This window comes from Thermodesulfobacteriota bacterium (assembly GCA_035559815.1).
Taxonomy (GTDB): domain Bacteria; phylum Desulfobacterota_D; class UBA1144; order Nemesobacterales; family CSP1-2; genus DATMAT01.
Map to the genome: position 1 here is coordinate 74,202 of DATMAT010000019.1, position 25,000 is coordinate 99,201.

The following is a 25,000-nucleotide window of genomic DNA, read 5'->3' on the forward strand; positions in this document are numbered from 1 at the left end:
GAAAAACATGAATAAAACCCGTTTGGGTTTTGCTATATTCCCGGGAATTGTTGTAGTAACTCTTATAGTTGGGATAATCGGACTAAGCTGTGCTGGAGACAATCCTCCGGACGCTCCCTTCGGCTCGACTATTACCATTTTGAATCCTCTAGAGGATGTTAGTATTCCACCGAACGCAATCACGCCAGTTGGCCCAATACGCACTCTCGTAACCGATCCGGATGGATTTCCGCTCAATGATGTGGTTGTTGAATTCACCCTCTCCTTTGCAACTAGAAACGATATCATAGTGGATACAAATGGGGACGGGGTTCCCGATGCCCGTGCCCTCCAGCTTGTTGACCCGGATGCCTGCGGTGGAACGAACTGTTTAAACGTGCCAATCTCTCAGTGGTTTGCTTTAGGGGCTTTTTGTGACTCTCCTTGTGTAAAACTAACCAACAACAATGGAAGAGCCGACATGGTAATACTGATAAGTAATCCAAATGGGAACCTTATAATAGACCCCGCTACTTATCAAGCCTTAATAGAGACGGATGTTGACAGCTTTGAGTTTAGTGTCAATGCCGGTACGGAATGAGAAAGGGTTATTGTAAATAATTTTTAATTGAGGGAGGAATCACCTTTGAAAGACGCGAAAATAAAAATCTCGTGTAATTATTTAAAAAGGCGTTTTATATCCCTTTTTGCGCTAACCATATTAGTCGTCAGCGTATTTTTTGCCGGGGTTTCCTGTATAGACGGCGTTGATGGCAATTCTTCTGATGACCCATTCGGCAACAGAATAGTAGTTGTAGCGGTTAATCCGGATATTCAATCCGGGAATGGGTCGGGCGATAGTGAGATTCAGGTTCTGGTTAATCCGGATACTGTACCGGACGGTTCTACCGTTTTATTTGAACTCAATAGCCCCAACAGCTTACCTAGCAACCTCAGAGGCTGCATTACCGATGCGGATGGATTTATAACAGGCAGCGAGGCTTTTGCCAATTACCTAGCCGGAATAAATATTGCCTCCGGAGCCGAGCTAAGCTCTGAGGACCCGCCTATTGCTACTGTAAATATAGGGGCAACCGTAACGCCACCGGGCGAAAATCCAGGTTCTAATTTTGATACTGTTCTACTAACGCCCGTAGGCTTAATACCCCCGGAGGATACGACAATAGAAGTACCCATAGATGAAATGACCATGTGCGAATCTGGCGTATTTTTGTCCTTGGAGTTTGCAGCCGTAGGACTTCCCGAAGGAACAGAAGTGAATTTTACACTCCTTGATTCTGGGTTGGGAACAATCGCTCCTAATCCAGCTTTTGTGACCGGAGGTTCAGTTGTAACTCAATATACGGTTCCTAATTGTGAAACAGGAACCCAGTCCATCACCGCGACTGCTATTCTTCCAAACCCATTTGATTTTGACCCGAGCTGTCCCAACGTTCCGGAAGCGGACCGTACAGTCCAGGAAATTATCGTCATTACGCAAACTGCACCCACAGATGGTGGCTAGGTTTGACACCATAGAACCTTTATCCAAATTTCTGAAATTCAAAAATAAAAGTGCGGAGCTTGCCTCCGCACTTTTTATCTTGTGGTTTTATCTCCTGTACGACCTTTTTTCTTAGCTTGACTTAACCTCCAACATTTAGTTTAATATTAACTGGGGATTATGCAGGGATCAGAAGAGCATAGTACTTTCCTTACAATACGGATGAAGGAGGCTTAAGATGGCGCAAGAATATGGATTTTTGGTTAATGGTAAATGGCTAAAAGGCGAAAAGAAAAGGGAAATAAAAAGCCCTTACAACGATGAGGTCGTAGGTGTAATAAACATACCGTCCCAGAAGGAAGGAAAAGAAGCGCTCGACGGGGCGGAGAAGGCATTCGAGAAGTTTAAGAACGCTCCGAGCTATGAAAGAAGCCAAATACTGAGAAAAATAGTAGATGGAATAGAGAAAAGAAAAGAAGAATTTGCCCGGGCTTTAGTCGAGGAGGGGGGGAAGCCCCTAAAAACTGCCAGAATGGAAGTAAATCGGGCCATGATGACTTTCACCGTTGCCTCGGAAGAGGCAAACCGGTTCAACAGCGGGGAACTCATTCCCATCGATATCGTTCCCGGCAATGAGGAGAGAATGGGGATGGTAAAACGATATCCTCTGGGAATTGTCGTGGGAATATCTCCTTTCAATTTCCCGTTAAACCTTGTTGCTCACAAGGTTGCACCGGCTATTGCCTCGGGCAACGTTATGATTCTTAAGCCTGCTTCCCAAACCCCCCTTTCCGCGCTCAAGCTCGGTGAGGTAGTTACTGAGGTGGGTCACCTACCAGGCGGACTGAACATTCTTCCCCTTCCCGGCGCTCAAATTGAGCCGGTGATGGCGGATGAGCGTGTAAGAAAGATATCTTTTACCGGGAGCGATGAGATAGGCTGGGGACTCATGAGTAAGTTTTCTAAGAAAAAAGTAACACTGGAGCTAGGTGGAAACGCCGCATGCATAGTAGATGAGGACCTGCCGGATATGGACTTTGCGGCAACCAGAAGCGCCTGGGGTGCGTTTTACCAGGCGGGGCAGAGTTGTATCTCGGTCCAGAGGATGTACGTCCACGATAAGATATTCGATAAATTCCTAGACAAGTTTCTCACGGCCACAAAGGCCCTTAAGGTCGGAGACCCCATGCTCGAGGATACCGACGTGGGGCCGGTTATCGATACCGATTCTGCAGACAGGATAATGAACTGGATTGACGAGGCGTTGAACGCCGGGGCAAAACTCCTTACCGGTGGCCAGAGGGACGGCCGCATAATTCAACCGGTGGTCCTAACCAATGTGCCTCCATCCTGTAAGGTAAGCTGTGATGAGGTCTTTGGTCCGGTAGTTCAAATAGAAAGGTATAAGAGCTTTGACGAGGTTCTTAACTGGGTGAATGATTCCAGATTCGGACTCCAAGCCGGGCTATTCACCAAGGATATGAAGAAGGCGTTCAAGGCTTACAACGCTCTCAACGTAGGCGGAGTGATAATAAACGACGTCCCGAGCTTCCGGGTAGAGAATATGCCTTATGGCGGCGTCAAGGATTCGGGCGTAGGAAGAGAGGGCGTGAAATACGCCATAGAGGAAATGACCGAACTAAAGCTCATGGTGGTCAATCTGAAGAATTGAAGAATACGCAGTGGGGAGTAGGATGGGGGACATATAAATACTAATTACCCCCACCTTAATCCTCCCCCACAAGGGGGGAGGAAGTGTGCGTGCTTGGTGTTGTGATTGTTTGTTAAGATGGTATAGACTAGGGAGGCTGAATGTCATACAGCGAAAAAGAACTAGAAAAGATCAAAGTAGAAAAAGAAAACTGGCAGAAAGAATACAGCCGCCTGCTCAAAAGGGAAGCGGACTTCACCACTGTTTCCGGCATGGATGTCCCTCCAATCGCCACACCTCTAGAATTAAATGGCTTCGATTACCTGAATGACCTGGGGTTTCCCGGTTCTTATCCATTCACCAGGGGAATTTACAGCACCATGTACCAGGGAAGGCTCTGGACAATGCGCCAGTTCGCCGGATTTGGCTCGCCAGAGGATACCAATCGCCGGTTCAAATTTCTGCTGGAACAGGGGCAAACCGGACTCAGCACCGCATTCGATATGCCCACGCTCATGGGCTATGACTGCGACCATCCGAGGGCTAGGGGTGAGGTAGGCAAGGAGGGGGTTTCCGTTTCCTCCCTTGCGGACATGGAAGTACTCTTCGACGGAATCAGGCTTGACCAAGTAACCACCTCCATGACCATAAACTGCTCGGCAAGCATAATACTGGCCATGTACCTGGTCGTGGCGGAGAAACAGGGTATAGGCTGGGATAAGCTCGACGGGACGATTCAGAATGATATGCTCAAGGAGTTCATAGCCCAGAGAGAATGGATTTGCCCTCCCCGGCCGTCGGTAAAGATAGTGGTTGATATGATTGAGTTTTGTGCCAGGCACGTTCCCAAGTGGCATCCCGTTTCAATCTCCGGATATCATATTCGCGAGGCGGGCTCTACCGCTGTCCAGGAGCTTGCATTTACGCTTGCCGATGGGATCGGATACGTGCAGGAATGCATCGAGCGCGGTCTGAATGTAGATGATTTTGCTCCTCAGCTTTCCTTCTTTTTCAACGTGCACAACGATTTTTTAGAAGAGGTAGCAAAGTTCAGAGCGGCCAGGAGAATGTGGGCTAAGATTATGCGGGAGAGGTTTGGAGCGAAGAATCCGAAAGCGTGGCTCCTAAGGACCCATGCTCAGACGGCGGGTTGTAGCCTCACTGCCCAGCAGCCTTTTAATAACATAGTAAGAGTAGCCATTCAAGCCTTGGCTGCGGTACTGGGTGGTACCCAATCTCTTCACACAAATTCCATGGATGAAACCCTAGCACTCCCCACGGAAGAATCGGTAACCGTAGCTCTCAGGACACAACAGATTATCGCCGAGGAAAGCGGTGTGGTAAATTCAATAGACCCGCTTGGCGGGAGTTACGTAATAGAGGAGCTTACCAACAGAATAGAAAAGGAAGCCTTTGACTATATAAGGAGAATCGATGAGTTAGGCGGCATCATCAAGGCAATAGACTTGGGATTTCCCCAAAAAGAGATAGCCGATGCCGCGTATAAATACCAATTGGAATTGGACAGGGGCCAGAAGGTGATCGTGGGAGTAAATAAATACGCAACCCAAGAGGAGATTCCGATACCCACTCTTAAGATTGATGAGAAAGTAGATATGAACCAGAAGGAAAGGCTTAAAGAGGTTAAGAGAAAAAGAAATACCGATGCGGTTAAAAAACATCTTAAAGAAATTACTGAAGCGGCACGGGGTGGAGAGAATTTGATGCCCTTTATAATCAATGCGGTCAGAGAATATGCGACGGTGGGTGAAATAAGCGATGTTTTCCGGGAGGTCTACGGCATATATCGTGACCCCGGTTATTTTTAGGTTTGGCCACTAGCTTGCACTTTTAATTTCTAATTAAACCACCACGGCACCAAGGCTCAAAGAAAGTTAATGATTGCTTATGAAGTAAATTAGGGAATCTGAAATTAAAAGTAAGAAGTTTGTTTCTAACTCTAAATCCGTTCTTTGTGTCTTAGTGTCTTTGTGGTTAAGATTGACATCTAGATTTTTAATCTAAGGACAATGTGATGGGAGACGAGACAAGAATAAGAATCCTGATAGGAAAGGCCGGGCTTGATGGGCACGATAGGGGAGCTAAGATAGTAGCCAGGGCGTTGAGGGACGCCGGCTTTGAGGTTATATACACCGGGCTTCATCACACCCCGGAGATGATAGTCGAGACCGCTATTCAGGAGGATGTGGATGCGGTGGGGATAAGCATTCTATCTGGGGCGCATAATTACCTATTCCCAGAGATAATACGACTCCTGGAGGAAAAAGGTGCAGATAATGTAGTGGTTTTTGGCGGTGGAATAATTCCTAAAGACGATGTTCCAGGACTGGTGGAGAAAGGGGTTAAAGCGATATTTGAGCCGGGTACGCCTACTGGTGAGATAATAAGGTGGGTGAGGGAAAACATAAAACCCAGGAATCCATGAAGGACCCAAGGATTCGGCCACGAATCGACATGAACAAATATGCTCGGAAATAAAGACTCCAAGATACAGGATACACGATGCAAGATGAATGATAGGGAGATCATGAATCGTGTGTCGTGCATCATGCATGGTGAAATGTCATGAAATGCATATTGTGTGGACAAAGGAAAGCTAAAAGGTATTGTCCGGCAAAGAGAACCTACATTTGTTCTGTGTGCTGTGGCGAGAAGAGAGGGGTAGAGATAGATTGTCCTCTCGACTGTCCTTATTTTGTCGAGGGGCAAAGTTATCAGCAGACCAAGGTTACGAGGCAAAGGGTAAAGAAGGAGGGTGTTCAGTCTTACATACGGCGTGCCGAACTCTACAACCGCAATCCGGAGCTCTTTGCCCAGATTGAGATTGTTTTAGTGGATTTCTTTCGAAGGTACAACATAAAGGATGAGGATTTAACCACTGCGCTCGACCTGGTTATCAAAACCTTAGATACAGAGAAGAAGGGAATATTTTATGAACATAAGGCAGAGTCGAAGATTGTCAACGAGCTTTCGGGACAACTGTTAGCTGTGATAAGGACCTTTAAGGATAGGGCTGAGGTCGGTCAGGGCAGAATCAGCATAGATTACGCTATAGACGTGGTTCAGGAGTTTTTAAAGGAAGTGGAATTTTATAGGGAGATTGAAACCAATCCACAAACCTATTTAATTCACATTTCCCGCTATCATCCGGATAAGGCTGTAGAAAGCCGAAGTAGCGGCGGTTTGATCATCACTCCTTAGTGAGTCTGGCCATAAAGAGGAATTGCTTGTTTTGAGTTGAGGTTCAGTCTGGGAAATATTGGAATATAGGTCCGGGCTAAGGCTTTTTTGGAAAGATGCCAAAACTAGGTTTTTTCCCCGCCCGATGAGGCGATGCCGATAATTGCAGCGATCACCAAGACCACGGCGGCAACTTTGAAATAAAACTTCCAATCAATAGAAATTCCTAATGAGAGTAAATAGCCGAGGATTGCAAAGAGCAACAAACATACGACCACGCTTCCAATCACGTTTGTCTTCAACATGCCAGACCCTCCAGCCTGTGTTGTGAGTAAATTTTTTTAACGGCCAAAATTCTATCTGAAGGTGAAAAGATATACAAGTGGTTGTTTTGAGGAGATAAGTGGACATTTGGCAATCTGGCCATTATAGAGCACTATTTGATTGTAATGGTCAGAATTTGAGTTTTTGGACAATGTCTGCACAGGTTTTACTCATTGATGCGCTGTCATACCGGGCTCGCATGCAAAAATATTAGGGATATTGAAGTTTAAGGTTACCCACCTGTTTCCTTAAGTTAGTTCGATAGAGGCTCTTAATCAAGGCCTGTGGTGAGCCTGTCGAATGTGGTCTAAGGTAGTGCTCAAGAAACCCCATACTTCGATTAAACTCAGTATGAGCGGATGCATACATCCGCTGGTAATGAGAAATGAGAAACCGTTCACCCTGAGCCAGGTACCTCGGTTAAACCGGGGGAAGGGTGAACACCTCTTTTTTAATACCCTTACGGATTCAGTTTGGCCGACCTTGCGCTGCAAATTTAAATGTGTAAGCTTTAATTAGTCTATAAAACGATGCCCATCCTAAACTCAGGCTATTTTGGCTAGGCATTTTGCCACATCATGAAAGTCCCCGGCCCAGGCGACATAATAAAACTATTGAAGAAGCCATCCTATAGGCCGATGAGGGCCCGGGAAATTGCGAAGCGTCTAAGGGTTCTTAAAGAGCATAGAAAGGTACTAAAGAAGATATTGAGAAAACTGGTTTACCAGGGCACGCTGACCAGACTGAGGGGCGGTAGATACGTTATATCGGACCAGAAAGGTAGAGACGACACCAAAGAAGTAAAAGAGGAGGTTTCCTCCCCCTTGTCCAGCGCTTCATCCATCAAGCCGATCGGAGACGGCAAGATTCTTGGGAAATTCGTCCGTGCCGGAAAAAACGGGATTATCGTGCCCAGGAACGGGAGAATGCCCCGCATGATCGTAAAACTCAACGAAGCTAAAGGGGTAAGAAGTGAAAGCCTAGTCTTAGCGGAGATTCCTCGTCTATCCAAGCTAAGCAGGCGCCCGGTTGCCACCATACTCAGCGTCCTGGGAAAAGCCGGGAATTTGGACGTGGAGAAGAAGGGACTACTGGTTGAGTACGGGTTGTCCGAGGAGTTTCCTTCTGATGTGATAAGGGAGTCCGAGGAGGTTCCTTCTCGGGTTGTTGATGGGGATTTGGCTGGCCGGACGGATTTGCGAGGGATATTGACCGTCACGATAGATAACGATACGGCAAAGGATTTTGACGATGCTGTAGCGATATCTCGGCTCGATTCGGGTTATAAACTCTGGGTTTCTATTGCCGACGTTTCCCATTACGTGAAGCCCGGTAGCGCACTGGATAATGAGGCGCTTCAGAGAGGAACGAGCGTATACCTCCCCGATAGCGTGATTCCGATGCTTCCGGAGCGGCTTTCAAATCACATATGCAGCCTCGTCCCGGACGAGGACCGGCTGACGAAAACGGTAGAGATAGATTTTAACGACCAGGGGGTCATGGTTGATTTTAGGGTTTATAATAGCGTAATTAGGAGCCACGCCCGCCTGACCTATACTCAGGTTTCTCAGATGGTCGAGAAAAAAGGAAGGCTCGGCAAGAAGGACAGGGAATTGGTCGAATCCTTAAAGATTATGAAGGAGCTTTACGAAAAGATAGGAGAAAGGAGCAGGGAGAGAGGGGAAATTGACTTTGACTTACCGGAGCCCGAGCTTATTAGGGACGAGCTGGGAAGGACGATAGACGTGATAAAGTCTCAGCGAAACGTCGCGCATGGGATAATCGAGGAATTCATGATTGCTGCGAATAACGCCGTTGCCGAGTACATATATAGTTCCAGGTATCCCTCTATTTACCGTATCCACGAACCGCCGGATTTTGCATCCATAAAAGACCTCGCCGTAGCTTTGAATAAGCTGGGCTATACCCTTCCTTTGGGCAGGAGGCTAAAGGCTCGGGATATCCAGCAGGTAGTCTTTGAATCAAAGGGCAAGCCCGAACAGCTCGCTGTTCATACTTTGATTCTTCGCTCTTTAAAGAGAGCTATATATTCCACTAAGATAGAAGGCCACTTCGGACTTGCATTAGAGCATTACACCCATTTCACCTCTCCCATAAGGCGCTATCCCGACCTAATCATTCACAGAATTGTTAATTCCCTCATAAACGAGAGAAGAGTGCCTTATGACCTAGAGTCTTTGGAGTGGATCGCCAATCACTCCTCGATTAAGGAGAGGTTTGCGGACGAGGTGGAAAGGGAAGCAACAAAGCTGGAAAGGGTTCATATGATGAAATCCCATGTGGGGAAGGAATTTGAGGGATTCGTGATAAGCATACTTCCGTTCGGCATATTCGTCGAGCTCAAAGAGATTTTTGTCGAAGGATTCGTCCCCAGGGAGGGTATTCGGAGGGGGAAATGGTTTGAGATAGGGCATGAGGTAAAGGTGAAGGTTGTCGAAGCGGATGTGGAGAGAAGAAGAATAACCCTGGAATTGGTTTCTTAGATATTACATTCGTCTGATTTAAAAATTAACCTGTGTTTTGCTTGAGAGTGAATATTGATTCTCTCTAGGGGCTAACCTGGTGTTCGCCTTTTTTGTTAATTGCAAATGCAGGGGTGCCCATACAATTGTTGTTCTATTTCAATGTTTAATTGTGGAAAGCCTTTTGCGATAGATTTTCCTTAATCCAATCACTAATGACGGAACCAGAATTATAAACAAAGTTGTTGCCACGCCTATGTGATTGCCTTTGGATTTATAAACCAAAGAGCAGCCGCTGTTACCGCCGTCTCCGTCCCCATCTCCATCTTGCCCCCCGTCATCACCTTCGGTAACTGCTTCCACCGCTTCAAATGCGTCAACCCTTCCAAAACCGAATATGTTATCGAAGCCGGGTTGACCTAGGTCTATTGCCGTGTCTCCTAGGATGTTCAAAACCTGGCTAGGTGTGTCTGCTTGTCTTACTGACGTTGAGGACTCGGGAGCAATTAAGTTATCTCTGACTTGAGCGGAGGTAAGGCTTCCATTCTTATCCAACATAAGAGCTGCGACGCCGGCTACGTGCGGCGCAGCGGCGGAGGTACCAAAAAATGGGTCAAACCCGGGGACGCTGGTGGAAATTCCATCCGGGGCAACTACATCCGGCTTTGGTCTCTCTTCGGATGGGAATGATATAGTAACCGGTCCCTGCGAGCTGTAGGGCTCAATCGTGTTCGGATTACTTATCGGAACAGCCCCGACGGCGATAACTCCCGGAACGGCGGGGTGGCCCCAAATGCTATCTTCCGGGACATTAAACTCCTCTGGTATTACCGGCCCGTTGAAAAAGATCTCCAGAGTCCTCGCCTGGCCGCTGAAGCGGTTTATTACTATGTCCACTTGGGCAAAGGAACTGGAGCTGGTATTTATGATTCCGGCCGATTCTATCGGATTATCATCTCCATTTTGAACATCGGTCCCCGAATCGACTATTTCTCCGGTGGAAGGATCAAATAAAAAGAGGTCATAATCGTTTGAGGACTGTCCGAAACGGTCGTTCCACTGAAGAACAAATATAATCGTCCGTCCGGGAGGAATGCTGGCTCGCATTGCTACATCACTTGCCCCACCAGCAGCAAGGCCGAAATTGTGAAGGTTATTGTTCTCATCCGCTGGGTCGGTGTCTCGGTACTGGGCCTGATAATGTTGATCGGCGTCGTTCCCGGTGGCAGAGACAAAAACTCTATCTTGGGTTACGGCATCTTCAGCCGCCTGGGCTATGCGCCCGTCTGCGAAAAATGGTTCACCCAGAAAACCCAGGTCGTCCACGATCACATCGGAATTAGCGGCGCAGAAATCTATGGAATCTATCATTTCCAGGCTGGTATTGGGCCCGGAAAAAAGTAGCTGAGCCCCGGGGGCTATATCGTGTATTATCTCCATCAAGGCTGTACCTTCGTCTCCGCTTCCGGGAAGCAAAGGGTCGATCTCTATATCATCGGGAAGGTCTCCGGTTGCCTGGGATGAGGCGATGCTATCGACCCCGTCGGATATAACGCATACCTTAACACCGGAGCCGTCAAACCCTAGCATACCCCGGACATCGTCTGAGCCCAATATGGCATCCCCCTCGGTGTTAACCGAGCCGGTCCGCGTTTTTCCATAGTCCGGCGGAGTAACTTTTTCCACGAAATCAAGGCTGACTATTTCTTCCAGCTTATCGAACGGAACCCATGCCTGGGCTACCTTATAATCCTCCCTTGCTATCTCTAACATCACGCCTAGAGATTTCAACTGGTTTAAATTATCTTCGTTAACTTCCTTGAGGTGGATATAGGTTTGAACGTCCCCCGATTGGTTGAATTTAACTAAAGGAGTGGATAGTTCCTCCGGTTTGAAATCTTGCACGTTACCTCGAGTAACTCCCATCGCTTTCATCTTTGTCAATACCGATCTTAACTGTGAGCTCAGCCTGGAGTCTTCTTTCTCTTCTCTTTTTTCAACGGGTATTTCATATTCCATTACCGAATCGGTTGCTATAGTTTCTTTTGTTGAAAAAGAACAGAATAAAATTCCAGTTATGATGCATAAGCCAAAAGTAATTTTCCTCATCTTGTTCCTCCACTTACTGGATTTATGGTACTCAACTATAAGTGTTAACTCAGAAATTAGTTAAAAATGGCAAAAATCCCTTTTGTAGAAGTTTGCTTAAATTGAAGTTCTTATCTCCATAAATTCTTTTATATAGGTATCGGGCTCTTTTACTTTTTCTAAATCAATTACCGGCGCCACGGCATAAGCTCCTGCTTTGATATATTGGCCGGCTTCGAATGGATTCATTGTGTCAGTAGGAATCAATTTCGCTCTCGGAAATATATTTTTTAGAAATATAAACCAACTAAGCCCGCCCATTCTCCCACACGGAAAAATGCTCACCGAGTCTGCTCCTAAGTCATTGGTGTTGAAAACCTCTGTGGGTGTGAGCGCGCCCCCGGCATGAAAGACTTTCTCCTTCCTGCATCTTCGTATTATGCCCTTGTCCGAATGCGGGGAAAAGATAAACATTGCCCCGGCGTTGATGGCGATTCTTGTCTCTTTCTTTGTAGTAACGAAGAAGACTCCGAAATTTTTTTGTCCTTGCCTCTTCAGCGACTTAAGCGAGTCCTTAACCCCGGGGATTCGAAAATCTATTCCTACCAGTTTTAACCCTTTTTCTCTGGCATTGTGGCCAACTTCCAGCACCGAATGAAGAGAGTTTCCGGTAAGTAAGATAATAATCTTCTCCTTTACTATGGACTCCGATACCTGTTTGTAGATTTCCTTGGATGATTCTTCGGTGAATTTTTTGGACATAGCTCTAATGTTTAGCCACGGATGAACTCGAATTTACACGAATAGACAAACACCAAAGACCAAACTCCAAATCACAAACAAATTCAAAGTACCAAATATCGAACCTTTAGCATTTAAACATTGAATATTGTTTGTAATTTGTGATTTAGAATTTTGAATTTCTATTTGATGCATCTTACCTTGTGCCAATTCGTCGGAAAGTTATGGCCAGTATTGCTTCGGAGGGGGTGGGATTTGAACCCACGAGGGTCCGTAAGGACCCTACCGGTTTTCGAGACCGGCGCCTTCGTCCACTCGGCCACCCCTCCATGATTTTAATAGAGATAAAAAATACCCATTTTTACCGGTCTAATCTATAGTATGGGTTTAAACAGGTACCCCACTAGTATAGCAAATGGATTGATAGGCCCTATTGTTGCTTTTTCTATATTAATGTAGGGAACGCATATATGCGTTCCTTACAACATCGCTATGCCAACATTTTTCGGTGTGTATGCATCATTCGGTTCTAAAACTTTGGAAAAAACTTTAACTGTGTTAACTTTTTCTCGATGGAAAAGGAGTATTTCTCGCAGAAGGCGCGGGAGAAGATAGAGGAGACCATCAGGGAATCCTCGGGGAATGAGGTCTTTTTTGTAGGTTCGTTGGATAAAGAAGGCGTTATCGAAGACGTAATGGCGGTAGCTCGCGGTAATGATTATTCGGTGCCGGCCATTATTCAGTCGGCAAAATCGGGTGAGGTTGTAATACACAATCATCCCTCCGGTAATTTGACCCCTTCAAACGAGGATATACACATGGCCTCGATCTTCGGGAACCAAGGCGTCGGCTTCTACATAGTGAATAACGATGCCAACAGCGTTTATGTAGTGGTGGAGCCTTTTGCCAAGCAGGAAATAAAGAAACTGGAGATCGATAAAATAAAGGGGCTCTTACTCCCCGAAGGCAAGATTGCCGGAGTGATGGGTCCCCAGTATGAGGAGCGGCTGGAGCAGTTGGATATGCTCGAGGCCGTGGCCTCTTCTTTTAATCAGGATTCGATCTCTCTCATCGAAGCGGGGACCGGAACCGGAAAGACCCTGGCCTATCTGTTGCCTGCGGTTTACTGGTCTCTTTTCAACGGGGAGAGGGTAATTATCTCCACGAACACCATTAACCTCCAGGAGCAGCTAATCGAGAAAGACATCCCCTTGGTCCGCCGGGGATTGGAGGAGGAGTTTAAGTATGCGCTGGTCAAGGGTATGGGGAATTACCTCTGTCTTCTCCGGGCGGAAACGGTCACGGACGGACTCTTAGACCTGGCCGAAGACAACGAGGTGGATACCCTTAGAAGCATCTTGGAGTGGTCTAAAGTCACCCAGGATGGTTCCTTATCGGACCTGAATTTTAGCCCGCCTCAAGAGGTGTGGGACAAGGTCTCTGCGGAGAGTGAGAGTTGTATGAGGGTGAGGTGTCCCCATTATTCCCGGTGCTTTTTCTATAAAGCCAGAAGAGAGCTGGCTTCATCCCAGCTACTGGTGGTCAATCACCACCTTCTTTTTTCCGACCTGTCCATAAAAGGGGCCAGCGAAGCCAGCGATTCGGGCATACTTCCGCCCTACCGGAGGATCATTTTTGACGAGGCTCATCACATTAGCGACGCGGCAACGTCGCATTTCGGGATGAGGACCACTAAATACGGGATCATAAGGATGCTCCGGCGCTTGAAGAGAAAAGGGGGTGGCGGGGAGGTCAAGGGACTAATTTACTACACCGCGTCGTTAGCTACCAAGCTCAAAAAATATTACCGAAAGGGGATAATAACCAGTGTGTTAAGAAGGGTGGATGAGGTGCTCTCCCCGCAGGTCGACCGGGCCGAGGAATATATCAGGGACGCCTTTGATGAGCTCTATTATTTCGCCCAGCGCATCAGCGAGGGGAAGGGCGAGTCCGCCGAGGAGATAAACCTGAGGGTCACGGATGAGGTCAGAAACCGGGAGGGTTGGGAAGAGATTGATAAGAAATTTTCCATACTCAGAATCAAATTAAAGGAGCTTCATGAGGAGATAAAATCGTTTGTCGAAGTGCTTATTGACTATGAGACCGAGACAGACATGGCCAGGATCATGATGGAATTCAGGGGCATAGCCAATAAACTCAATTTTTCCGCCGATGTTATTCATTCCTTTCTGGATTCTGGAGATGACGGTTATGTGAGATGGATAGAAGGAAGAGTGGGCCGAGGAGGGGTCTTGTCCGGACTCGGTCTTTCTCCGCTCGATATCTCTTCTAACCTCAAAGAAAGACTTTACTCGAGGTGTAACACGGTGGTAATGACCTCAGCTACTATGGCGGTGAGGAAGAGTTTTGATTTTCTTAAGTCCGAGCTTGGGCTCAAGGATGAAGAAAGGGTGGAAGAGTTTATGATTCCTTCTCCGTTCAACTATGAAGACCAGGCGCTTGTGGCCATCACCAAGGATTTACCTGAGCCGACCGGGTCGGGATATGCGGACAGAATATCTCCCATAATCATAAAAGCGGTGAGGGCATCACAAGGAAACGCTCTTATTCTATTCACCTCCTACTACCTTCTGCAGAGAATCTACGACAAGATTAGGGATGACCTGGGAGGGCTTGGGATCATATCATTGAAGCAGGGAAGCCTGCCCCGCACTAGGCTTCTTGACCGGTTCCGGACCGAGGACAAGTCCGTTCTCTTCGCCACTGACAGTTTCTGGGAGGGGATAGACGTTCCCGGCGAGGCGTTAAGACTGGTGATTATTACCAGACTTCCCTTTAAAGTACCCACCGAGCCGATCATAGAAGCAAGGGTCGAACACATGGAAAATCAGGGAATAAATTCGTTCCTCGAATATATCGTTCCCACGGCCGTGCTCAAGTTTAAACAGGGCTTCGGCAGGCTGATAAGGACGCGAACGGATAGGGGAGCGGTTTTGATCCTGGACAGGAGAATAGTCGGTAAGAACTACGGAAGATACTTCCTCGACTCCCTGCCTGAATGCAACAAGGTAGCCGGGAGCACAGAGGAGGTAATAGGGGAACTAGAGCGGTTCTTCGGTCGTTAATCACCTTTCCTTTAGGCTACTTAATACCCAATATAAGCTAAATTGTCACCGATTTTCTCTTTAACTATTAGAGATCGTTGACAAACGATTATTAGTGGGGAGATAATTCCCCTAAATAAGCTATTTAAAGAATATTCTCATTGCCTAAGGGTAAGCACCCAATAGTACTTAAACATTTTTCTCAAAAACTAGATTGTTTCATGATTACAGGTGCTCATATAACTCTTAGAGTGGAGAAGGTAGGGTAAAATGGTCTTCGATTCAATCAGCCGGTTCTTTTCCTATGACTTGGGTATTGATTTGGGGACGGCATACACCTTGGTGTATGCAAAGGGTAAAGGGATTGTGGCAAATGAGCCGTCGGTTGTAGCAGTGAAGGGAGAGGAGAAAGAGTCAAGAAGTATAGTTGCAGTGGGCGGCCAGGCAAGGGATATGGTCGGGCGTACGCCCAGTAAGATCCGGGCCATAAAGCCGATAAAAGACGGGGTAGTGGCGGACTTCGAAGCCGCCAGGATAATGCTTGAATACTTCATTCGGAGAATAAATAACAATAGAAAAGGCCTGGTCAGACCAAGGGTGCTATTGTCGGTGCCCATAGAAATTAACGAAATTGAGAAAAAAGCCTTGACCGAGTCGGCGAAAGCGGCAGGGGCGGGCGAGGTTTATTTAATTGAAGCTATATTGGGAGCGGCAATCGGAGCAGGATTATCGGTCGAGGAACCGGTCGGCAATATGATAGTGGATATCGGTGCCGGAAAAACGGAGATTGCCGTGACATCCTTGGGGGCTGTGGTAGTGGCTACATCCTTGGGAACGGGTGGGGAAAGTATGGACCAGGCGATAATTCAATACATAAAGCACAAGTATAACCGGGTAATTAGCGAGGGCGCCGCCGAAAGACTGAAGATCAGTTTAGGAACGGTATCCACAAATGGGAATAACGGTTTCACCAGGGTAAACCTGAGTGATTTGAGCGGTAGCAATCCCAATTCCATAGATATCCCTTCTGAGGAAATTAATTCAGCACTTAATCCTTCGGTGAACTCAATCGTAGCGGCCATAAAACAGACATTCGAAGTAACTCAACCGGAGCTGGTGGCGGACATCATAGACAACGGAATTACACTCACCGGGGGCGGGGCGTTGCTAGGTGGGCTGGATAAGTCCATTCAGGAGGAAATGGGAATGTTGGTGCGGGTTGCGGAACAACCTATGCTATGTGTCGTGCTCGGCCTGGGGAAAACCCTAGATAATTTTCCCCTGCTCAAACAAGTGAGCTAGTGAGTGCAGGCTCTTTAGTTCCAAAATTTCCCTTTCACAACCTTTCTTAGCGTTGATTCGAGTAAATCTTTGGAGATTCAATCAGTAACACTTCACTGTCGGTAAGGCATCTTGGTGACAAGTAAGAACCGCGGCCTCTATTACCTTGAATCAAGTAGAAACACGCCACAGCGAGTTCCTACGGACTAAATGCTTTAAATGCCCTTGGTAAAGGCTAGGCAAATGAGTTAGTTGCAACCCCATACCGGACGGATAGAGGGTAATTATTGGGATTAATGAATGGGTAGATTGGGCAGCGAATTATATTTTCATAACTTTCCCGCTTTAATACGCATCGTAAAACTGATTGAAAAGAGGTGCCAAGATAAAGTACAATGAGAATAACAAATTTTGAGGGAAACGAGGTGTTTCATGGGTAAAGAAAGGGCTTATCTCAAGTATGTAGGCAATAGAAGGTGGAAAAGACTAAAAAGTTCGAGAGTTTCTCTCGGGAAATCCTTTCTCCTTTACCTCGGAAACAGAAGATGGAGAAGGAAATAAGCAAGATAGGTAATGTTATAAATTTACTAATTCAGTTTTTGTATTGAGTTGCTTTAAGCTCATAGAGACGCTTCAATTCATTGTTATTGTTCTCTATTTTTACTCCCATCTTGGGAAGGACGCCCGGCAGAATAGGGCTCACCCAGGCAACGACCCCCTCGGTTACAATAACCTCTCCCATAGCAGCTTCCTCCATGCTGGTTTCTTCAACATAAATATAAAGCACCAGCCTCGTGCCGCGAGGAAAAACCTTATTCCCTTCAATCTTAATACCATTTTCGGAGATGTTGGATACGTACCCTAAGAGTCCGGGGTTGTTTATTCCGTATCTAACCCTCTTTCTGAATGGCACCCTTCTCGAACGGCGGCGGTTGTTCATGATATCTATTTATCAATGATTCGAAGCTGTTATACCCAAATTATATGGCCGTTTTGGGCAAAATGTTATTGGAATGGGATTTAGAGTTATAACCTATAAATATGAAGAAAAAGGATGGCTCATTTACTATTTCATGACAAATAAACCGGGCAAGAAATCATGATAGGAAGGCAGTAGCCATATTAACTTAAGTGGCTTAGGAGATTATCTAAGCTCCCACCTTCTATGATAACAATAATTTATCAGCCAGCTTAGATTCTCTTCCATGATAAAGACCGGCTCGACATCGTAGCCGGTCATAAATTTTATGCTGTCTATCGTCTCCAGGTTTGAGGGTTCGACCATGGCTACGACGAGCTTCTTGTTTGCTCCTTCTGACTTAAGCTTAATCGGTACCGCCTTATACTTCTTTGCAATTTTTTCCGATATTAAGCCTATGGCTCTTTCGTCTATTATTTCTTTGCCGAGGTCAAAACTTTTGGTGCTATGCTGTTTGCTCAGAAAATCTACCAGTGAATCCATAGAAATATACCCCAACCTGACCAGTATCTGGCCAAATTTTCCTCCCTGCTCTTTTTGCAGCTTTAGAGCATGATTTAGCTTTTCTTTATTGATCAAGCCGGCTTCGATAAGTAATTCCCCCAGAAGCTTTTTACTCATCTTTATCACACATGGCACCTCATCGGAGACTCTAAAATAATTCTATCGAATCTATAATTTGAAATCACATGGTATTTTCGGGTGATACAGTTCTAGTACTAATGGGTGACCTAATTTCGCCGGTCCATCCGGCGCAACTAAGCAAGAATTTGTGAGCCTTCCGTTTCTCGGAGAGATATAAACATATATGGAGAATTGGGGTAACCTTGTTACGTCATACAGTCAAAATATTTCTATCAGCATGCAAAAGATTGGCGGCGCTTTGGTCTTTTTGAAAAAGGGAAAGACGAATGAATAACCTGGAAATACTTATCTGGGCCGGGATAGCCGCGGCGGTCGGCGTCGTGCTTGGAGCGCTGGTGGTGTTTTCTTTACGCTCAATCATCAAGACGGCAATCAAAGAGGCATATTGGGAGCTTCAGGAGGAACTGAAGGCCATGGAGAGAAAGCATTCCAATCCCTCACCGGGAGAAAAGAAGGAGACTGGAAGTGACACTCAAAGATAAGCTCGTTTGCGCCTTGTTATCCCTTCTGGTCACAGTCGGGCTCACCCTGCTCGGATTCGGCGTGACCATCTTCGGGTTGATGGAAGGAGAAAAACTAGCTCCGGGGTTGGTTTACTTCTTCGTCTTCGGCTTGGTAATAATCTTTGCATTTTCCTACAACATCATTTATCACTGGATGCTCCGGAGAAAGTACGGAGAGGATTGAGATGAGTAAACATCATCCTGGTGGTGGGAGCTCGGTCTTCATCACATCTTCCGCCCATTTGACGGCAAGCTCGTTGAGAACCTCTTCATATTTCCGGGCATACTTCTCACAGGCGATTTTGAATAGCTCCCAATCTTTCCTGGGAAACTGCAATTTTATATTAACCACGTCTCCTTTATCCTCTTTGAGAGCGGCGCTCTTACTCCTGCCTTTTCTAACGACTTTATCCTTTGCTCCTTTGCGAACTGGTTGTTTCTTCTTTGCCATTTTGATTACCTCCCCCCTTTTTTAGCCTCGTTTGCAGATCGACGGTTAAGTACGAATTTCGTGCTTTTACAGGGTCAAAAAATACGCTAAATCACTGGTTAATTTTTTCCCTGCATGTGACCCAAACAAACCTCAGTAATATCACACCCACCTAAAGAATATTCTGCACCAAAGGAATCTAACGTCAATTGACCGGGTTGATGGAAGCCGGGGGGCCAAGCTTAGAATCATGCGCTTTTTATCGAAAAGCTAAGGTGACTTTGGTATTACCTGCCCGAATCCCGGCTATTTCCAAAAATGGCCACGTCCACATCGGGTTTGAGCAATTGGTTAATGTTATAATTTTACTATAAACTCTTATCACGGGAGACCAATTAATATGCGATATATATACGCGATGTTGTTAATGGCTATCTTTTCGTTGAGTCTGATATCGACATGGGCAATTGCTCAGGAGGCAAACGCCCCCAACAACGGCTGGAATTATACCGGGCAGATCGTCGTGATTAACGCCACGGGCTCGATGGTGAATTACTGCGGTATTACTATGGATGAGTACAAAGTCCAAGTTATCAATCCGGAGGGGGGCTTTGGTTTTACCACCATGGCTTTTCCCCGGGGTTCGAATCTTAACGCCGGCCTGCAATTCCGGGTCCTTTCCCAAGCTGAGTGTCAAATCGACCCAAGCCGTCTTGTTTTAGAGGTTGAGCTTATTGAGGATTCGGATTAGCTCGAGCGGATTCGTGTGGAATGTTTTTGTGATTGACCCTTAGAAGAGACCGGACATTTATAAAGCACTGGATATCAATAGATAAAACTCTTCCATAACTAATGGCATAGTTCTATGCCTTTCCGTATTTCAATCATCAATTATAACTAAGGTTGGTCATGTCAATTCCGTGGTTTATACATAAACAAATTTGTCATTGCTGACTATTCCTACTGTCATTTCGAAGGGAGAGATCTTATTGATGAGAGTTTTAAGATTCCTCGCATCCGCTCGGAATGACATCTTATGTCAGATTCCTCACAAGCTCACTCACATATGTTCGGGACAGGGTCCAGAATGAACGGGCATTTTTATTTCTCTTTACCAGCGGATGTAAATCCGCTCATACCGAGCCTGGTCGAAGTATGAATTAAGGACGAACGGGATTATCGACAAGCTTACCACTCAGAATGAAGGGGGGACTATTGACTTGGTCATGGTATTTCAGAATGACACCTTTTATCTGATTGCCTTTTGGAGACTTCGGGTAACGATCTGGAAGGGTTTTATCCAATAGTTTCAGGGTCATAAACCGAGCCGGGTTGTGCAGTGACCTCAGGATGTTCAACTGCGTATAAAAGTAATGTTCAGGGGGAATTAAAGAAAAAATCAGCGAAAGTGTCCTCGAAGCGCTTGTCCATTCGTCGTAGTAGTGAGACAAAAAATCGTAAGGAGGTAATTATGAGTACAAAGACAACTGTGATGGGGCATAAAATCGTGTCGATAAATGGGTCAGGAGTCGGCCCGGGTAAGGCTTAGCGTTAGGAGTGGATCAACCATGAAATCCCTGGATGTCGCCCAGTTGTCCCGAATGGCCAACGACACCAAAAGCGTTTTTGAATCCGGCGGTTGTGGCGTCCCGGGTAGTCATGTTTGTGGCTCTGCCACAAGTTCCAGTCTTGGAAGGAATATAGTGAAAAGAGACTCAAGTAACCTCAGAATATTGAATCATAAAGGTTTGTCTGATGAGGCGCTGGTCAGGAGCTTCGTGGAAACCCAGGATGAAGGGGCTTTTAGTGAGATTGTAGACCGGCATGGAGATAGAATCTACAGGCTTGCTCTAAGGATTACCGGCGACCCCGGTGATGCCGAAGATATCATGCAAGAGGTGCTTATCATCCTTTTACAGAAGCTCGATACATTTCAGGGAGAGGCTAAATTTTCGACCTGGCTTTACCGGGTAGCATTAAATGCCATTTTCATTCACTTAAGGGCCGAGGCGAAATACAAAAATAACCTCGGTCTTGAGGATTACGCTCCCTATGGCCAAGACGGGGTGCTTGAGGGTGTTGAAGTAAAGGACTGGAGTGGAAGGCCTGATGAAATACTTCTTAATAAAGAAGCCATGGAAATAATAGAAAGTGCGGTCAATGAGCTTCCAGAACCGTATAGAGTAGTTTTTCATTTAAGGGATGTGGAAGGACTTACAAATCAGGAAGTAGCAAAAATACTGGGGCTTTCTCTCTCCAACGTTAAGTCCAGGATTCACAGGGCAAGGCTTTTTCTGAGAGATAGGCTTTCAGATTACTTTTCTGCCAATGGAAAAAATAATTTGTATCCCTCTTCCATAAATTTACATCTATTAGTAGGTAGATAGCTCCAAATAATGAAGGGTAATCATGCCTGATGAGGACACAGATGATGAAATTAATAAAGAGGGGAATTTTCCTGTTTCTATTATTACTTAGTTTTCTTTTCTTGATGTTTTCCTCCCAACCGGGGTTGAGTGAGGAATTAAATGAAAACTCAAACAAGGGCGGGCTATTTATAGTCGTTCTCCACCCAAAGGTGGTGACAATGGAAAACGGTAATGGTACAGAGACTGTGATTACAATAGTCAATTTAGGAAATAAACCTATCTCTTTGGGAAGGGTAGACCCTAAAACCGGTAGAATTGTAGGCGGAGACTACGAATTAAGAGTGTCGGTAGATATAAGTAACGCACCGTTAAGACATATGGAGATTGGAGGCCTGGTAACGGTAAGTAATGATGCCCCGTTTACCAGCGCTAATCTGATAAGCGGCGTAACCTTCATGCCCGGGGCCGGGCTTTGGATGGCAGTAACCGTCTTACCTGGGGAAAGTATAGAAATACCCGAAGAGGGAGACGCAAAGTTCACATTCACACTTTTAGGCTCGGTTGGAGGCAAAATCAGGCCCCTGATCGAAATGGGGTTTTCGATGCGCTATGAAAAAGGGAAGCAATCCGACGATTCCAGATTTATACAGGCGAGTGCTAAGCTCGATAATCCAAACATTTAAGTATGGCTCAATTACCGGCAAAGCTCACCAGTCCAGGATATAAAACAATTGCTCAAGGCCGATGATTACACGGGTCACCGGGAGAATATAATCGTGTTCACCGTTCATCAGCACGAAGAGGCCATGAAGGAAATCGGGTTAACCTACGCTTAACATTTGAGCCAGTGAAATATGTAATAATATAAAAAGGTCGAGACATCAGAAACCGGATTTAGAAAGGAGGTGATTTATATGAACAAGGTGGTCCATTTCGAGATTCCGGTCGATGACCTGGCCCGAGCCAAAAAGTTCTACAGCTCCATTTTTAGCTGGGAGATTGTAGACTGGCCGATGCCCGGAGGCATAATCTATACAGGTGTGAGGACCGTGCCCGTTGACGAGAAAACGTTCATACCAAAAGAGCCCGGTGCCATTAACGGCGGAATGACCAAACGGAGTAAGGAGGTTCCTGCTCCCATCATTACCGTAAGCGTCAGTTCGATAGACGAATATGTGAAGAAGGTTGAAGCCGCCGGCGGCAAGGCAGTAATGCCAAAGGGAGAGGTCCCGGATATGGGCTTTTATGCCTATGTTGTCGACACGGAGGGCAACGTGATCGGTTTATGGGAGGACCTGAAAGAGGCTTAGGGGAAATATGAGGAATTTTGAAGTGCAACCAAAAAACAATCTAAGCAAGTGTCTTGAAATCTCTTGCCAATTCGTCGTATTAAAAACAAAACCCATAATAAGGAGGAGACAGTTATGAATCCCAAAAACTTATCCAAGTTGTTTTTATTCTTGGTAGTTTGTACCGTCTTCGCTCTTGCTGCAACGGTCGTAACGAGCAAAGCCGGAGAGGAGTCCAAAGAAAAACAGGAATCAGTCAAGCAAAAGACATCTCAGCACGACCACGATGCAATGATGGAGAAATGGAAGGAGTACGCAACACCTAATGAAAATCATAAGGTGTTAGGTGCGCTCGTCGGGGACTGGGACTACACGGTAAAGTGGTGGATGACTCCCGACGGCGAACCGGAAGTATCCACGGGTACGAGCGAGGTCGAGTGGATAATGGGGGGACGCTTCATTCAATACGAGGTAGAGGGAACGTCCATGGGACAGCCGTTTGAGGGCTTGGGGATAACCGGATACGACAACGAGAAAAAACAATATCGGTCGGTATGGATTGACAATATGGGAACAGGGATAATGACAGCGAGCGGAAGCTATGACCCTAACACCAAGACAATCACCGACCAGGGAACCTTTAGTTGCCCGGCAGAGGGAGAGAAAGCCTTTCGCGCTGTGACTAAAATCGTAGATAATAATAATTTTACCTATGAGTGGTATATGAACGGCCCGGATGGAAAGGAATTTCGCGCCATGGAAATCGTTTACACGAGAAAGAAGTAATCGAAGTGCAGTTGACTCTTATAAAAGTATTTATAGGTACCGTAGGGAACGCATATATGCGTTCCTAACGCGCTTGGATGACCGCCAAGCCTGCCCTGAGTTTACCGGCGGAACTAGTATGTTATCTGCCAAAATAGCTATTATTCCCAAGGTGTTAGACTGAATACGCTATAAAAGGACTTTTAAGGGCGGCCAAGAAATTAAGAATGTGTCCTGAAAGCACTTGCTCATTCGTCGTATTAATGAAAGAAATAGAGCCACAGTAATCACGAATTAAAAGGAGGTTCAATATGCAAAACCACAAGGTAGTTACCAGAGAAGAGTGGCTTGTGGCTCGCAAGGAGCTGCTCAAGGCAGAGAAGGAGCTCACGCGGCGCAGCGACGAGCTGGCGCGCCAGCGGCAGGAGTTGCCGTGGGTTCGGATCGACAAGAAGTATCGATTCGAGACCGACGAGGGGAGCGCCTCGCTGGCGGACCTCTTCCGAGGACACTCGCAGCTCCTCGTCTACCACTTCATGTTCGGGCCCGACTACGCTGCGGGTTGTCCAGCCTGCTCGGCGATCGCGGATGGCTTCAATGGATTCGCGATTCACTTGGCCAACCATGACGTGATGCTTTGGGCGGTGTCGCGCGCGCCGCTGGAGAAGCTACAGGCGTACAAGCGTCGAATGGACTGGACGTTCCCGTGGGCATCCTCATTCGGCAGCGATTTCAACTTCGATTTCAGTGTCGGTTTTACCGAGGAGCAGCAGCGCAAAGAGGGCATCGAATACAATTATCAGCGTGAGGAGCCTACCGTCGAGATACCTTCGCGCTCGACACCAGACGGGCCAACGATATTCGCTGCCATGTGTGGAACCGACGTGGGTACCTACACGCGCGAAAGGCCGGGCATGAGCGCGTTCGTGCTCGAGGACGGTATCGTCTACCACACTTATTCCACATATGCGCGCGGACTGGACGGCCTCTGGGGCATGTACCAGTGGCTCGACCGTGCCCCCAAGGGGCGCAACGAGACGGGCGTCTGGTGGCGCCGCCACGACGAGTACGAAAAATAAAGAATGAAAGACTTTAGAGGCTTCCAAGACCTCCAAGGTCTAAAGATGAACCAAGGGGAAAGCATTATAAACAAACAAGCGACAGGCACGGCCATAGTGTCTGTCACCTCATTATTAATTATCACACTAAGGAGGTAATGTCATGACGACTCAAATCAAACCCGTTCCCGATGGATACCATGCGGTCACGCCGTGTGTCACGCTGAAGAATTCGCGGGAGGCTATTGAGTTCTACAAAAAGGCCTTCGGCGCCAAAGTGCTTATGATATTTCCCACGCCGGACGGCAAGAACACTATGCATGCCACGATACAGATCGGCAACTCGATCCTCATGCTAGGGGATGAAAGGCCGCCCTGGACCTGTAAGAGCGCCGAGACCCTGGACTCTTCACCGGTCAGTTTCTATGTCTACGTACCGAACGCGGATGCAGCGTTCAAGCAAGCAGTAGCCGCCGGTGCCTCGGTAATTATGCCGGTGGCGGACATGTTCTGGGGAGACCGCTGCGGCACGCTGAAGGACCCCTTCGGTTATTCCTGGACCATTGCCACGCATACCAGTGACTTGACTCAGGAGGAGATTCAGGAGGGAGCTAAGTCCTTTTTTGCTAATGCGGGCAAGTAATA

Annotated in this window: 24 protein-coding genes and 1 tRNA gene; 18 read left to right on the forward strand and 7 right to left on the reverse strand. The window is 46.7% G+C overall.

Annotation, left to right across the window (positions count from 1 at the left end):
* Positions 1-7 precede the first annotated feature (7 nt).
* The 6 genes from VNN20_04300 (at position 8) to VNN20_04325 (ending at position 6,356) form a co-directional block, all read left to right on the forward strand.
* Positions 8-580 carry a hypothetical protein gene (locus tag VNN20_04300; protein ID HWP91404.1) on the forward strand — a complete coding sequence of 191 codons (573 nt, stop codon included), beginning with the start codon at positions 8-10 and terminating at the stop codon, positions 578-580.
* A gap of 45 nt (positions 581-625) precedes the next feature.
* Positions 626-1,504, forward strand: a complete 879-nt coding sequence (locus VNN20_04305) for a hypothetical protein (protein HWP91405.1) — start codon at positions 626-628, stop codon at positions 1,502-1,504.
* A gap of 217 nt (positions 1,505-1,721) precedes the next feature.
* A complete protein-coding gene (locus tag VNN20_04310) occupies positions 1,722-3,155 on the forward strand; it encodes an aldehyde dehydrogenase family protein (protein ID HWP91406.1) in 1,434 nt (477 codons plus the stop codon).
* 140 nt (positions 3,156-3,295) lie between these two features.
* The gene (locus VNN20_04315) at positions 3,296-4,963 is read left to right on the forward strand and encodes a methylmalonyl-CoA mutase family protein (protein HWP91407.1); all 1,668 of its coding nucleotides are present in this window, start codon (positions 3,296-3,298) and stop codon (positions 4,961-4,963) included.
* A 206-nt stretch (positions 4,964-5,169) separates the two neighbouring features.
* Complete coding sequence (locus tag VNN20_04320) at positions 5,170-5,580, forward strand: cobalamin B12-binding domain-containing protein (protein HWP91408.1); 411 nt, start codon at positions 5,170-5,172, stop codon at positions 5,578-5,580.
* A 140-nt stretch (positions 5,581-5,720) separates the two neighbouring features.
* Positions 5,721-6,356: a hypothetical protein gene (locus VNN20_04325; GenBank protein ID HWP91409.1), complete on the forward strand. Its 636-nt coding sequence runs from the start codon at positions 5,721-5,723 to the stop codon at positions 6,354-6,356.
* Between the two features lie 104 nt (positions 6,357-6,460).
* Here the strand turns inward: VNN20_04325 and VNN20_04330 are convergent, their stop codons facing one another.
* Positions 6,461-6,640 (reverse strand): hypothetical protein, encoded by a 180-nt coding sequence (locus VNN20_04330; GenBank protein ID HWP91410.1) that lies wholly within the window; start codon positions 6,638-6,640, stop codon positions 6,461-6,463.
* Between the two features lie 597 nt (positions 6,641-7,237).
* On the opposite strand from VNN20_04330, the gene VNN20_04335 reads away from it, so the two are divergent.
* Positions 7,238-9,163: a VacB/RNase II family 3'-5' exoribonuclease gene (locus VNN20_04335; protein ID HWP91411.1), complete on the forward strand. Its 1,926-nt coding sequence runs from the start codon at positions 7,238-7,240 to the stop codon at positions 9,161-9,163.
* Positions 9,164-9,301: 138 nt separating this feature from the next.
* On the opposite strand, the gene VNN20_04340 is transcribed toward VNN20_04335, so the two are convergent.
* From VNN20_04340 to VNN20_04350, 3 genes are all read right to left on the reverse strand, one after another.
* The gene (locus VNN20_04340) at positions 9,302-11,251 is read right to left on the reverse strand and encodes a S8 family serine peptidase (GenBank protein HWP91412.1); all 1,950 of its coding nucleotides are present in this window, start codon (positions 11,249-11,251) and stop codon (positions 9,302-9,304) included.
* Between the two features lie 96 nt (positions 11,252-11,347).
* Entirely contained in the window at positions 11,348-11,992 is a 645-nt protein-coding gene (locus tag VNN20_04345; GenBank protein ID HWP91413.1) for a bifunctional 4-hydroxy-2-oxoglutarate aldolase/2-dehydro-3-deoxy-phosphogluconate aldolase, read from the reverse strand.
* Between the two features lie 219 nt (positions 11,993-12,211).
* Positions 12,212-12,300: transfer RNA gene (locus VNN20_04350), tRNA-Ser, on the reverse strand.
* A 243-nt stretch (positions 12,301-12,543) separates the two neighbouring features.
* Between VNN20_04350 and VNN20_04355 the strand changes: the two genes are divergently transcribed.
* Together VNN20_04355 and VNN20_04360 are read left to right on the forward strand one after the other, a co-directional pair.
* Positions 12,544-15,057: a helicase C-terminal domain-containing protein gene (locus tag VNN20_04355; protein HWP91414.1), complete on the forward strand. Its 2,514-nt coding sequence runs from the start codon at positions 12,544-12,546 to the stop codon at positions 15,055-15,057.
* Positions 15,058-15,306: 249 nt separating this feature from the next.
* Positions 15,307-16,338, forward strand: coding sequence for a rod shape-determining protein (locus tag VNN20_04360; protein ID HWP91415.1), 1,032 nt, complete (start codon positions 15,307-15,309; stop codon positions 16,336-16,338).
* A 571-nt stretch (positions 16,339-16,909) separates the two neighbouring features.
* Here the strand turns inward: VNN20_04360 and VNN20_04365 are convergent.
* Both VNN20_04365 and VNN20_04370 read right to left on the reverse strand, forming a co-directional pair.
* Positions 16,910-17,257 (reverse strand): PilZ domain-containing protein, encoded by a 348-nt coding sequence (locus VNN20_04365; GenBank protein ID HWP91416.1) that lies wholly within the window; start codon positions 17,255-17,257, stop codon positions 16,910-16,912.
* Between the two features lie 204 nt (positions 17,258-17,461).
* On the reverse strand, positions 17,462-17,917 hold the full coding sequence (locus tag VNN20_04370; GenBank protein ID HWP91417.1) for a hypothetical protein: 456 nt from the start codon (positions 17,915-17,917) through the stop codon (positions 17,462-17,464).
* 290 nt (positions 17,918-18,207) lie between these two features.
* On the opposite strand from VNN20_04370, the gene VNN20_04375 reads away from it, so the two are divergent.
* Positions 18,208-18,423, forward strand: coding sequence for a hypothetical protein (locus tag VNN20_04375; GenBank protein ID HWP91418.1), 216 nt, complete (start codon positions 18,208-18,210; stop codon positions 18,421-18,423).
* Positions 18,407-18,628 (forward strand): hypothetical protein, encoded by a 222-nt coding sequence (locus VNN20_04380; protein HWP91419.1) that lies wholly within the window; start codon positions 18,407-18,409, stop codon positions 18,626-18,628. The genes VNN20_04375 and VNN20_04380 overlap by 17 nt, the downstream gene beginning before the upstream one ends.
* 12 nt (positions 18,629-18,640) lie before the next feature.
* On the opposite strand, the gene VNN20_04385 is transcribed toward VNN20_04380, so the two are convergent.
* Positions 18,641-18,895, reverse strand: a complete 255-nt coding sequence (locus VNN20_04385; GenBank protein HWP91420.1) for a hypothetical protein — start codon at positions 18,893-18,895, stop codon at positions 18,641-18,643.
* Between the two features lie 379 nt (positions 18,896-19,274).
* Between VNN20_04385 and VNN20_04390 the strand changes: the two genes are divergently transcribed.
* The 7 genes from VNN20_04390 to VNN20_04420 all read left to right on the forward strand — a co-directional run bounded on the left by VNN20_04390 (position 19,275) and on the right by VNN20_04420 (position 24,998).
* A complete protein-coding gene (locus VNN20_04390; GenBank protein ID HWP91421.1) occupies positions 19,275-19,625 on the forward strand; it encodes a hypothetical protein in 351 nt (116 codons plus the stop codon).
* Positions 19,626-20,442: 817 nt separating this feature from the next.
* Positions 20,443-21,261, forward strand: a complete 819-nt coding sequence (locus tag VNN20_04395) for a sigma-70 family RNA polymerase sigma factor (GenBank protein HWP91422.1) — start codon at positions 20,443-20,445, stop codon at positions 21,259-21,261.
* 41 nt (positions 21,262-21,302) lie between these two features.
* Positions 21,303-21,926 carry a hypothetical protein gene (locus VNN20_04400; GenBank protein HWP91423.1) on the forward strand — a complete coding sequence of 208 codons (624 nt, stop codon included), beginning with the start codon at positions 21,303-21,305 and terminating at the stop codon, positions 21,924-21,926.
* Between the two features lie 231 nt (positions 21,927-22,157).
* Positions 22,158-22,553, forward strand: a complete 396-nt coding sequence (locus tag VNN20_04405) for a VOC family protein (protein HWP91424.1) — start codon at positions 22,158-22,160, stop codon at positions 22,551-22,553.
* 114 nt (positions 22,554-22,667) lie between these two features.
* The gene (locus VNN20_04410) at positions 22,668-23,318 is read left to right on the forward strand and encodes a DUF1579 domain-containing protein (GenBank protein ID HWP91425.1); all 651 of its coding nucleotides are present in this window, start codon (positions 22,668-22,670) and stop codon (positions 23,316-23,318) included.
* 290 nt (positions 23,319-23,608) lie between these two features.
* On the forward strand, positions 23,609-24,376 hold the full coding sequence (locus VNN20_04415; GenBank protein ID HWP91426.1) for a DUF899 domain-containing protein: 768 nt from the start codon (positions 23,609-23,611) through the stop codon (positions 24,374-24,376).
* A gap of 142 nt (positions 24,377-24,518) precedes the next feature.
* Complete coding sequence (locus VNN20_04420) at positions 24,519-24,998, forward strand: VOC family protein (GenBank protein HWP91427.1); 480 nt, start codon at positions 24,519-24,521, stop codon at positions 24,996-24,998.
* Positions 24,999-25,000 lie beyond the last annotated feature (2 nt).